This window comes from Pseudoalteromonas sp. MMG005 (assembly GCF_018101015.1).
GTDB lineage: Bacteria > Pseudomonadota > Gammaproteobacteria > Enterobacterales > Alteromonadaceae > Pseudoalteromonas > Pseudoalteromonas aurantia.
In genome coordinates, this window is the sequence record NZ_JAGJEK010000030.1 from 57,515 (window position 1) to 68,637 (window position 11,123).

At 40.3% G+C, this 11,123-nt stretch carries 7 protein-coding genes and 1 pseudogene; 4 read left to right on the forward strand and 4 right to left on the reverse strand.

Annotated features, from left to right (window positions below; translation table 11 throughout):
* Positions 1 to 13: 13 nt before the first annotated feature.
* Together carA and dapB are read right to left on the reverse strand one after the other, a co-directional pair.
* Positions 14 to 1,150 carry a glutamine-hydrolyzing carbamoyl-phosphate synthase small subunit gene (gene carA / locus J8M01_RS21130; protein ID WP_138597169.1) on the reverse strand — a complete coding sequence of 379 codons (1,137 nt, stop codon included), beginning with the start codon at positions 1,148 to 1,150 and terminating at the stop codon, positions 14 to 16.
* A gap of 208 nt (positions 1,151 to 1,358) precedes the next feature.
* Positions 1,359 to 2,159 carry a 4-hydroxy-tetrahydrodipicolinate reductase gene (gene dapB, locus J8M01_RS21135; RefSeq protein WP_192507974.1) on the reverse strand — a complete coding sequence of 267 codons (801 nt, stop codon included), beginning with the start codon at positions 2,157 to 2,159 and terminating at the stop codon, positions 1,359 to 1,361.
* An 892-nt stretch (positions 2,160 to 3,051) separates the two neighbouring features.
* On the opposite strand from dapB, the pseudogene J8M01_RS21145 reads away from it, so the two are divergent.
* The 3 genes and pseudogenes from J8M01_RS21145 (at position 3,052) to J8M01_RS21155 (ending at position 5,947) form a co-directional block, all read left to right on the forward strand.
* A pseudogene (locus tag J8M01_RS21145) lies at positions 3,052 to 3,531 on the forward strand (GNAT family N-acetyltransferase).
* A 252-nt stretch (positions 3,532 to 3,783) separates the two neighbouring features.
* The gene (locus J8M01_RS21150) at positions 3,784 to 5,085 is read left to right on the forward strand and encodes a Na+/H+ antiporter NhaC family protein (protein WP_247671221.1); all 1,302 of its coding nucleotides are present in this window, start codon (positions 3,784 to 3,786) and stop codon (positions 5,083 to 5,085) included.
* 79 nt (positions 5,086 to 5,164) lie between these two features.
* Positions 5,165 to 5,947, forward strand: a complete 783-nt coding sequence (locus J8M01_RS21155; protein WP_192507977.1) for a nucleoside-binding protein — start codon at positions 5,165 to 5,167, stop codon at positions 5,945 to 5,947.
* Between the two features lie 69 nt (positions 5,948 to 6,016).
* Here J8M01_RS21155 and J8M01_RS21160 read toward each other — a convergent pair whose 3' ends face one another.
* Positions 6,017 to 8,593 carry a TonB-dependent receptor gene (locus J8M01_RS21160; RefSeq protein ID WP_211059244.1) on the reverse strand — a complete coding sequence of 859 codons (2,577 nt, stop codon included), beginning with the start codon at positions 8,591 to 8,593 and terminating at the stop codon, positions 6,017 to 6,019.
* Positions 8,594 to 8,914: 321 nt separating this feature from the next.
* Positions 8,915 to 9,958 carry a GGDEF domain-containing protein gene (locus tag J8M01_RS21165; RefSeq protein WP_247671222.1) on the reverse strand — a complete coding sequence of 348 codons (1,044 nt, stop codon included), beginning with the start codon at positions 9,956 to 9,958 and terminating at the stop codon, positions 8,915 to 8,917.
* Between the two features lie 384 nt (positions 9,959 to 10,342).
* On the opposite strand from J8M01_RS21165, the gene J8M01_RS21170 reads away from it, so the two are divergent.
* Positions 10,343 to 10,543, forward strand: coding sequence for a hypothetical protein (locus J8M01_RS21170; protein ID WP_211052898.1), 201 nt, complete (start codon positions 10,343 to 10,345; stop codon positions 10,541 to 10,543).
* Positions 10,544 to 11,123: the final 580 nt, after the last annotated feature.

Below are 11,123 nucleotides of genomic sequence, written 5' to 3' on the forward strand. Positions count from 1 at the left end.
ACTCCGGTCTCAATTAAGCTTTACGAGCTAGCATTAGTTCAATGAAATGGTCAAACAAAGGCGCTGCATCATGCGGACCTGGGCTTGCCTCTGGGTGACCTTGGAAACTAAATGCAGGCTTATCTGTACGGTGAATACCTTGTAAAGTACCATCAAATAATGATTTGTGCGTTGCACGTAGTGTATCTGGTAAGCTTGCTTCATCCGCTGCGAAGCCATGGTTTTGTGCAGTGATCATCACCACGTTACGGTCTAGGTCTTTTACTGGATGGTTACCACCATGGTGACCAAACTTCATCTTAACTGTTTGTGCACCTGAAGCTAATGCCAATAATTGATGACCTAAACAAATACCAAAGATTGGTGTGTCTGTTTCTAGGAAAGTTTTAATTGCATCAATAGCATAGGTACATGGCTCAGGGTCGCCAGGTCCATTTGACAAGAAAATACCATCTGGGTTTAGTGCTAACACGTCTGCAGCGGAGGTTTCTGCAGGTACCACTGTTAACTTACAACCTCGATCCACCAGCATACGTAGAATATTCTTCTTCACGCCAAAGTCATATGCAACTACATGGAATTTTTCTTCTTCTGCCGCAAGCGTGCGGTAGCCTTCACCCAAAGTCCAGCTTGAATCCGCCCAAGTATACTGTTCTTTCGTACAGACTACTTTTGCCAAATCCATGCCTTTTAAACCTGGGAATGCTTTTGCCGCTTCTAATGCTTGTTGCTCATCAAGTGAGTCACCCGCAATAATACACCCATTTTGCGCGCCTTTATCACGTAAAATACGCGTTAATTTACGTGTATCAATATCCGCTATCCCTAAGATATTACGTTCTTTTAGGTAATCGCTTAACGATTGCTCGTTACGGAAATTACTAGCGAGTAAAGGCAAATCGCGGATCACTAGGCCTTTCGCCCAGATCTGGTCCGCTTCTTCGTCTTCACTGTTAGTTCCGGTATTACCGATATGTGGGTAAGTCAGCGTTACAATTTGTTCCGCGTACGACGGGTCCGTCAAAATTTCTTGATAACCAGTCATAGACGTATTGAATACTACTTCACCGACTGACAAGCCGTCAGCGCCGATCGCAGTACCGCGAAACACTGTGCCGTCTTCAAGGACTAACAGAGCGGATTTAGTCAAGATAACCTCCTAAATGGTAAAAAACGGGAGCTAGCTATTACGCTTTCATCCCGTTCACAAAGCGCTTGGTAACACGCAGTAATAATTTTTGGCAAATTCGTTGTAGTTTACAGCACTTTGTCAGGTTCGTCTAATAAAACCATTAAAAACATGAGAAATAGCAGTTAAGGCCAAAAAAAACCATTAAGAGGTTAAAAGTACATATTATCTAATGCAAATCAAGCACGTCCTGCATGGTATAAAGTCCATTTGGTTTATCTTTGACCCATGCTGCAGCCCTTACTGCACCTTTCGCAAAGGTCATTCTTGAACTTGCTTTATGGGTAAGTTCAAGCCTTTCGCCCTCTGCAGCGAAGTAAGCCGTATGTTCTCCTACTATGTCCCCCCCTCTCATCACTGAATAACCAATCTCTTGTTGAGATTTTTCGCCACCATCTTGGCTTCTATCAAACTTTGCAACCTCAGCATGATCCCATCCTTTTGCTTTCGCAATTGCCTCGCCAATCATCAGCGCAGTGCCTGATGGTGCGTCTATTTTATGGCGATGATGGGCTTCAAATATTTCGATATCAATATCCTCTGACAAGGTTTTTGCTGCAACCTGAACCAAATTTTCTAATAAATTAATCCCCACCGAATAGTTTCTTGAAAACACAATGGGAATATACTGAGCTGCGTCTTTTAAGGTGCTCATCTCTTCGTCGCTAAGCCCTGTAGTACCAATCACCATAGGTACTCGTTGCTTTATCGCAAGAGCCAAATGCGCTTTCATTCCCTCAGGTAATGTAAAATCAATTGCAACATCTACGTCTGAATTAAGTGATTTCTCACTGGCGAATGCCACTTCAGTGTCTCGACATCCAATGACAGGCCCAACGGGTTGTCCTATCAATACGTTAGATTCTCGCACTAACGCTGTCGACAATTGTGCGTACTGTGCTGATAGGCTTGCTTCACATAGCACTTTACCCATTCTTCCATTCGCACCAAAAACAGCTATTTTAATCATATCAAGCTCCTATTAAGTTACGAGTCGTTATACCGAGATTACAAATAGAAATCATCTGTTATTTTCTTATATCTATTAACCTATTTACTTTGTTCTATGGCGTATTAAATAACCGCTATGCGGTTTTTACCCCCTCGTATTTTCATTTAAACCCCTTACTAAGACTCGAAAGATAATAAAAACAATTACTAATCGCATGCAAAAGCAGCAAACAAACGCTTTTTGGTTAAAAGCACTAGAAGTCACAATACCCAATTAGGGAACATTGATACTCTTCGGTCATTTTAAAATGCGCGATTTATCAAACACAATGTCATGAGCACCAGTAGCAATGTATCGCGCTCTACCATGATCTAGTCACTAACTGAACATAACCAGTACTTTAACGTAAGGGGCTCAGACATGTTTTAAAGAAAAAGGATGGCAGCACACAATATGCATTCTCACAGTACAGCGTTAAACAAGCGCATTTGCCTAAATTGAGAGCAACTTGGTACCGTTGTTTTTAATCATTGTTTATTTGTCCACGCACAACATCGCATCCATACAAGAGCTCACTATATTTATTGATAAAATATTCCACTATTATCAACATATCAACCACTTACAATTCAAAGATCCCGCATGGCAATCAAACCCAGCTTCACAACAGCTTGGCAAGCATATAAATATTTTTAGCTTCTCAAGGTATGAATTTTATAACTGTCCTGAATTATTACTCTGTCGCCCTAACGACTCTCATTTTAAAACTTCCCCGAGCACAACTTCTCCTATGGGCCAGCCCTATTTGGCCGGTAAACGATTATATAAAAGAAGCGATCGTGATATAAACCACACTATTAGTTTTAGGGTCATAGATCCTGAATCCGATTTAGCGCTATTTCATCAGTAGATGAACAATCCGTGTGTAGCACAGTTTTGGGATCAAGCGTGGTCAGAAAAAGCATTAAGTGAATACATACATAATAAACTCGCCTCACCCTTTGAGTTGCCACTTATCGGCTACTTTAATGAAGTGCCATTTGGTTACTTCGAACTCTATTGAAGTGCAAAAGAGAGCATCGCATCGCACTACCCATGGCAAGCCTTCGATAGAGGGCTGCACCAATTAGTCGGCAATGAGCTATTTCGGGGAAGCAAATTCTTTAAAGCCTGGTGTACAGCAATCTCTCACTTTATCTTCCTCGATGATATACGTACCCACAAGATCATATTAGAGCCCAGAAGTGACAACCACCGTTTACTCAATCAAATACATAAATTGGGCTTTAAAACCGAGTTTGAGTTTGAATTTCCACACAAGCGTGCTGCACTTGTATCCATCCAGAGAACTGAGTTTTTTAGAGAAAACTTCTCTTGTTTCTCTTCATGAGTAACGTCAACCTCGTAACGCTTTGAATTTACATCAATGTATTCAATAAAAATAGGCTATACCGCTCTGTGAAATAATAAGCTGTATTAAACGGCTTATTATTGTTACCAAATATAATTGACAAACCATCTAGCCATCTATACATTCACACATCCATTATAACTATTACTTGAATTATGCGCTTGAATGTGAAAACAATGGCGACATAACAATAAAAAATATTTTTGATATGAGGTCTCAATGCACGAGCCAATGAATAAACTAGCCGCAAAGTTGTCTTTGTTACCGTTACTTACCTTTGTCGGCCTATTTTTGGGTGTTGGTTTGTATTTGCAGTCTCAAGGGGTTGATTATGCGTTTTACCAACTCCCGGCCCCCGTCGCTATTTTACCTGCGATTGTCATCGCATTTTTAATCAATAAAACCTCTATAAATGAAAGTGTTGAAACCTTTATAAAAGGTGCTGGGCACAGCAACATCATAACAATGTGTCTCATTTACTTGCTAGCGGGTGCTTTCTCTGCGGTTGCCAGTGCAACAGGTGGGGTTGATGCGGTTGTAAATGCGGGTTTGTCTCTTATTCCACCAGCCTTTTTACTGCCTGGGTTATTTTTGATCTCCGCGGTTGTCTCCACTGCCATGGGCACGTCAATGGGCACCATTGGCGCAATAGGACCAATAGCATTAGCTGTATCAATTAAAACAGGAATTGATCCAGCGTTAATGGCTGGTACGATTGTCTCCGGGGCCATGTTTGGTGATAACTTATCGATTATTTCAGACACCACGATTGCTGCAACTCGTACTCAAGGGTGTGAAATGAAAGATAAATTTAGAGAAAATCTAAAAATTGCACTTCCAGCTGCCGTATTAACAGTATGCCTGTTAGTATTTTTAACACCCGAGGCCCAAGTTGTCGAAACTAAAGAGTTTGACTGGCTATTAGTGCTACCTTACGCATTTATTTTATTCCTAGCCGTAGCGGGAATGAATGTATTTGTCGTGCTATTTAGCGGAATTATTTTTGCGGCAGCAATGGGCTTTACTGGAGACTATGAAATGGCCAGTTTTGTAAAGGATATATACGAAGGCTTTAGTAGCATGCAGGAAATATTTTTACTTTCAATGTTTATCGGTGGACTCTCTGAGTTCATACGTATTAATGGTGGCTTAGACTATTTGGCTAAAAAGATCCAAGGACTCACTGCCATCATAGCAAAATGGCACCGCCAAGTTGCAGACCAACTTGGTATTGCGGCACTCGTACTAACAAGCAATTTATGTATTGCGAATAACACAGTCAGTATCATTGTTGCAGGACCCGTCGCTAAAAAATTAGCTGATGATGGCGAAATACCGGCAAAACGCTCAGCCAGTTTACTGGATATTTTTGCCTGTGTTATGCAAGGCTCATTACCTTACGGCGCTCAAGCACTCTTGCTAGGTGCCACATTTAAAATTAGCCCCTGGGATGTATCAACGTCTTCATACTATTGTTTTATACTCGCCATTACTGCCGTTACCATTATTTGCTTGAAACGCAACAAGCTATAAATTGAATATTAGGCACCATTTTTGGTGCCTTTGCTATACTCTTCGTTGTCGCTCACGTACTTATGGAATGTACTAAACAATGACGAAACTACTCTTATTTGCGCTTGCCTCTATATACCTTTACTCTATGCCGGTTTTCGCCGCAAACTGGAGTAAAACCCAACTTCATCTCAACTATGGGGAATTTACTAACCCTTTTACCCTTAGTGAAGCAAAAACCAGTGTTTTTTCACTTCAGCATGCATCCGCTTATGACTACGGTGAAAACTTTTTCTTTGTCGATTATTTAGATGACGATATACAAGATAACTATCAAGACCGTGACTTCTATATGGAGTGGTACTCGACCGTCAGTTTAAGTGCTGTCAGCGGCTACTCATTTCAAAAAGGTATTCTCAAAGATGTTGGGCTGGTAATGGGGGTTAACATTGCTGGCGACCCAAAAGTGGTTAAATATTTACCCGGTATTAAGCTTAGCTGGGATATTCCTGGGTTTACTTATGTATCAACCACAATAACGGGTTATTTTGATGATAGTGCTGGTGTCGCAAAGCAAGGGGCACCGTCGCAAAGCAATGCATGGATGTTTGATTTGGCATGGGGTTACCCGTTCACTTTAGGGGATCATAAATTTTTATTTACAGGTCACGCTGAATATATTGGTTCTCGCCAAAATGAATTTGGTATTTATGTCAATGACTGGCTACTCGCCCAGCCCATTCTTCAATGGGATTTAGGCCATGCTCTGGGTAACAAAAGTGATACATTGATGCTGGGGATTGAGTGGCAAATATGGCGTAATAAACTTGGCGGAACTGTAAATGAATCGGTTCCACAAATTCACCTTGCGTGGACATTTTAAACTTTGCAAGCGCAAAAGGCACTGTATTAACAGTGCCTTTTTTAGTTTAACCCTCTTTCAATGGGCTAATTAGAACTTTACATTAACCCCTGCATAGAAGTAACGACCTAACGTATCATAGGTATATGGATCCGTATTTGAATCATTATTCCCTGTATAATACGGCGGTTGTTTATCAAATAAGTTGTTGATCCCCGCAGAGATTTTTATACTATCATTTATAAAATAACTTCCTGATATATCATGATACATCACTGAAGGAGTACGTGGTGCATAACAGGGTGATGATTCACTTAAGCAGGCATAACTGTCCATACCAGAAATATAGCGCACCTTATAATTGGCATACCAGTCATCGGCTTTCAAAGCTAAGCTTAAGTTAGATTTAATATCAGCATAGCCTCCTGAGCCTGAAGTGATCAGCCCGGTATAATCAATCGTTTCTCCTGCGTTAGTCACGACTCGCTCATGCAAAAATGACGTGTCTAACCCTGCTGACCAATGATAACCCATGGCCTCAAACTTATAGAGTAAATTTAAATCTAGGCCGCGCGTTGTTTCTTGACCAATGTTTTGTAATTGGTTATTAAATGTTGCCTTGCCATTTGATACTTGCACATTCGCAGATTGACATACCGCTGTATCCTGATTCTTTAACTGCCCCGTACTGTCTATGCAGCTGTCCACAATAAACTGATTATCAACACTGCCGATAGCATTGCTAATTGCGATGTCGTAATAATCAAGTGTCATTGATATACCCTGTAGCCATAGTGGTTCATAAACAAGCCCAGCGGTAATCGTGTTAGCTTCTTCAGGTGTTAACTGATCATTACCACCTACGGTGACCTCTGCTTGGCTATCAAGTAGTGCATGATTAATTTGCTCAAACGATGGTGAGTTCCCCCCATACAGCTCATCAACTGTGGGCGCTCTAAATGCAGTCGAGCGCACCCCACGGAACATCAGTTCATCATTGACTTTCCAAGTAAAACCCAGCTTCCAAGTTGAATCACTGCCAAAACTTGAATAGTCAAATGTCCTTACCGCCGCACTTAAATCTACGCTCTGCGCAAAAGGTAAATCAGCTAATACTGGTACTGCTAACTCTAAAAAAGCTTCACTAACATCATAAGAGCCACTGGTAGGCTCTACTTTAGGATCGTTAGCAAGCCCCTGTGAAGTCAATGAATCTGGTGTATACCACGCTTTTTCAGTACGATTTTCAACCCCAGTCGCGAACCCCATATAGCCTGCAGGTAATTCCCACAATTCACCAGAAAGAGAAGCACTCAAATTAAGCATTTGACTACCGCCAGTATTTTGCTCGGTGTAAATATAATCAGACATATTCTCTGCCGACCAAGCTGTTTGATCGAGCGGATTAAACTTGCCACTCTCTATATCTTCAGTGAGGCTACCCACATTGTGTAAATTAGACAGCTTATCAACTGAGTCATTTCTGCCAAAATTTAACGCGACATCCCAATTATAATCATTTTCCAATATCCCTTCTAAGCCTACTACTGTTCTAAGTGTATCAACTACTTGAGAAAAATCCCGCGTACCTGTATCTGTCATTCGACGACGATAATGAATGGTATCTCCATACTCAGCGCCATGCTCAAGCAAATCGTCGCCCATTGCTTCAGAGTAAGTAAAATCAAACCAAATCGGCTGTGGTGCCATTTGTTGCTCTGACCAACGCTTTGTGTACATTGCCTCTGTAAATAAAGTCGTTTCATTTGATAGCTCATAATTAACAAGCCCTGTTAAATTTAAGCTCTTCATCGGAGTGTACAAATAGCTGTCTTGCGAATAATTATATGGATCTGATTCTGGATTATATTCACTATAAGAGCCATCAGGACGACCTTGTAACTCTTTACCGTTCTCTAAATATACATGGCCATTAGGTGTAATTGAGGATCCCCCACACAGTAACTCTTTACCGTCATCACTTTCCGTAATTGGGCATGCGGAAAAATCACGGTCCGCTTGGCTTGCTTCACCGCGGTCCATATATTGCAAACCAAAGACCATATTTCCTTTATCAAAACTATTGCCAAAAGTAAGAGCAATGCTATTTCTTTGTGCGTCTCCTTCACTACTTAGACCTGTCTGAGCATTTAACTCCGCTCCCTCGAAATCATCTTTCAAAATAATATTAACCACACCTGCAACTGCATCGGTGCCGTAAACAGCAGAAGCACCATCTTTGAGTACTTCTACATATTTAATCATTGATATCGGTATCGTGTTTAAATCAACAGTAGATGCGGCCCCAGTACCAGAGTTAATCATACGCCGGCCATTGACTAGTACTAAGGTTCTTTGGTCCCCCATTCCGCGAAGGTTGATACTGGCGTTGCCGCCTGAGCCATTATTAACTCCAGGGTTGGTCATAGCGCCGCCAGCAGCAGTCATATCCTGTAAAATATCATCAATGGTCACGGCGCCTGAGGCTTTGATATCCTCAGCACCAATAATTGTAACAGGACTTGCTGTCTCCATATCTGAGCGCTTAATTTTAGATCCCGTCACTTCTATTTTCTCAATTGGTTTACCGATATCCTGTGCGCGTACACTATTCGAAATCATGGGAACAGATGCAAGAATAGACAATGCTATAACAGATTTTTTCATACTCACCTTCTACACTTTTTCATGGCCAAATTACAGCCAATAACGTTTGTTTAATTTGTGTGAAAGCTAAACTAGAGCCACCAAGATGAATGAAAAATGACTAACGGTTCAGTATGAGAGCAGTGCATGAAACTGAAGTTAACCGGGGGTTAAAAAACAAGTTAATGATACAACAACTTACACTTATTTCTTTTTAAAACAACAAATTAAACCGAGGTATTACGAGAGGAAAAGAGAAGTAAAACTGCGTTTCAAGCTGTTAAATCATGTAACTATCCATATGCTGTAAATATAAGCACATGGGATAGCTAACGATTAAGCTTACTCACTTACATTATTGCGTCCCCGTTTTTTAGCGCGATATAAAGCTAAATCAGCATGCTTTAATACTTGATCGAAGTGTTGTTTTGAACTTTTTTGTGCGATGCCAATCGAGATTGTCACATTAACCGTTTTGTAGGATTGCGATTTATGCGCTTTTCTAAACTTTTTCCCAACGCGTGAAGCATCCCGGATCACCATATCGTAGCTCGCGACATCCTTTCGTAAACTTTCTAAATATGGCAGACACACCTCTGTATTTTTACGTGGAAATACCGCAGTAAACTCTTCACCACCGTAACGAAATACGCGCCCCCCTCCTTTGATATTTGCAAGCTTTGTCGCGACCAACTTTAAAACTTGGTCGCCAATATCATGACCATAGGTATCATTAAACTTTTTAAAATGATCAATATCAATCATCGCTACCGTGTAACGACGACTCAATGATAATGACAACTGCTTGAGTGCTCTTCGTGTTGGTAACCCTGTTAAGTCATCTCGATAAGCTAGAAAGTAAGACTCAATACATACTACTAAAAGATAAATCAGTGCCACCATGACACATATAACTTCCGCAGATAAAGCAAGGGTGTTTGAACTATACAGCTGCCATATCACGCTGCTTGTAAACAATACTGCAACAGTAAGATCCTTGGATTTGAGACTCAATAACAGCAATAAAAAACCAAATACAGCGCTTGGAAAAATGACAGGGAAATACTCTTTAAGCTCTATTAGTAAGTTGACTTGAGATACGAACGAAACAATTTCAACATTAAATTTCAGCCAATAAAAAGAAACACCAGCACATAAAATGAAGTAAATAATACGTGAGACGGCATGAATTGACAAAAAGGCGCGATCTTTTATTAACGCTAGTACTGTAAACCATAGTGATATACTTAAAATTAACCAAGACTGGTTTTTCCGCCACCAATCTAACCAAAACACTGCTTCATGTTGACTAGCTATAAATAGTAACCAAACGAGACATGCAATCGCTATTCGGCTGCGATTAAATTGCGCAGCGAAAAATGTCATTAATACTAATAAGGGTATTGATAGTGATGAGATAACACCGATCCGAGATTCCCAAAGAGGATAAAAGTAAACAAGAGAAGTATAAAATATGTACGTGCTCACCACAGTTATTATAGTCGACTTAAAGCCTGGAAAATTGAACAATATACCCTCAAAAGTAACAAACGGTCTTTTGCTGTGTATTGTAAGGTCGGGGATAATATAATACTACTTTTTAGTTTCTGTCAGTACTTAGTACTTTAGCTTAACATCCCTCAACTGTATTTATTTTAACCAAAACAAAGATTGATCATGCAATTGTATATAATATACAATGAAAAAACCTACACTGATGTAGGTATACATTCTGAACATAACTATCAACGTACAACAAGGAGCTAAGTCATGAAGATATCTATAAATAAAAAACAATTAAAACAACTCACCCCAACCAATACGCTTTCAGAAGCAGCGACACTTTACGTAGCTGGCGCAGGTCCAAAAACAGCGCGAGCATGTAACAGCAGAGGCTGTAACGATACTGTACATTGCACAGGCCAAGAAGTATGTTGGGATCATACAACGCCAGAAAGAGGTTGTAGATAAATAAAAGTGCGTCGCCCTTTTGTAGAGTGGCGCCTATCTATAAACTCAATCAGACACGTATTGAATCAAGTCAATATCCTAATAATCCAATCGATAAATCAAGCGTATTTTTACGGCAAAAGACAAATCAAAGTCACTTCAACCAAATCACAGACATCGTCAAGGGCTAAGTGCTTTATAATAAGAAACGAAACATCGAGCTATTTAAAGCAAATTCTGAGCGACAACAATCATAATATTTACGATAACCCTATTTCGGTTTCCCCACTTTTATAAAAATAAAACCCTAAAGACTCACATGTAAAATTATCGAAAATAACATCATTTTATTACTCTGTGAAACACGTCCTGTAAAACGTATTTCAAATAGCAGCAATGATGAGTACAACATCATTACACCATAAGAGCGTAGTCTCTCCTAAGGAGTTTCAGGGTTATTGTGACCATAACCTTTCCAACTCTTATGGATCCTGACCTTCGTCAGGAAGACAAAGAAGTGAGGTGCATTCGCTTCTCTAGATCCTGACCTGTGTCAGGAAGACAACGAGGTGAGCGTAATAAAAACCCCACCTCTAAATAG

What these genes read in the sequence shown, in the direction of transcription:
- J8M01_RS21150 (WP_247671221.1), top strand. Translation starts at nt 3,784, where the DNA reads ATGAATAAACTAGCCGCAAAGTTGTCTTTGTTACCGTTACTTACCTTT.
- J8M01_RS21170 (WP_211052898.1), top strand. Translation starts at nt 10,343, where the DNA reads ATGAAGATATCTATAAATAAAAAACAATTAAAACAACTCACCCCAACC.
- J8M01_RS21155 (WP_192507977.1), top strand. Translation starts at nt 5,165, where the DNA reads ATGACGAAACTACTCTTATTTGCGCTTGCCTCTATATACCTTTACTCT.
- J8M01_RS21165 (WP_247671222.1), bottom strand. Translation starts at nt 9,958, where the DNA reads ATGACATTTTTCGCTGCGCAATTTAATCGCAGCCGAATAGCGATTGCA.
- dapB (WP_192507974.1), bottom strand. Translation starts at nt 2,159, where the DNA reads ATGATTAAAATAGCTGTTTTTGGTGCGAATGGAAGAATGGGTAAAGTG.
- J8M01_RS21160 (WP_211059244.1), bottom strand. Translation starts at nt 8,593, where the DNA reads ATGAAAAAATCTGTTATAGCATTGTCTATTCTTGCATCTGTTCCCATG.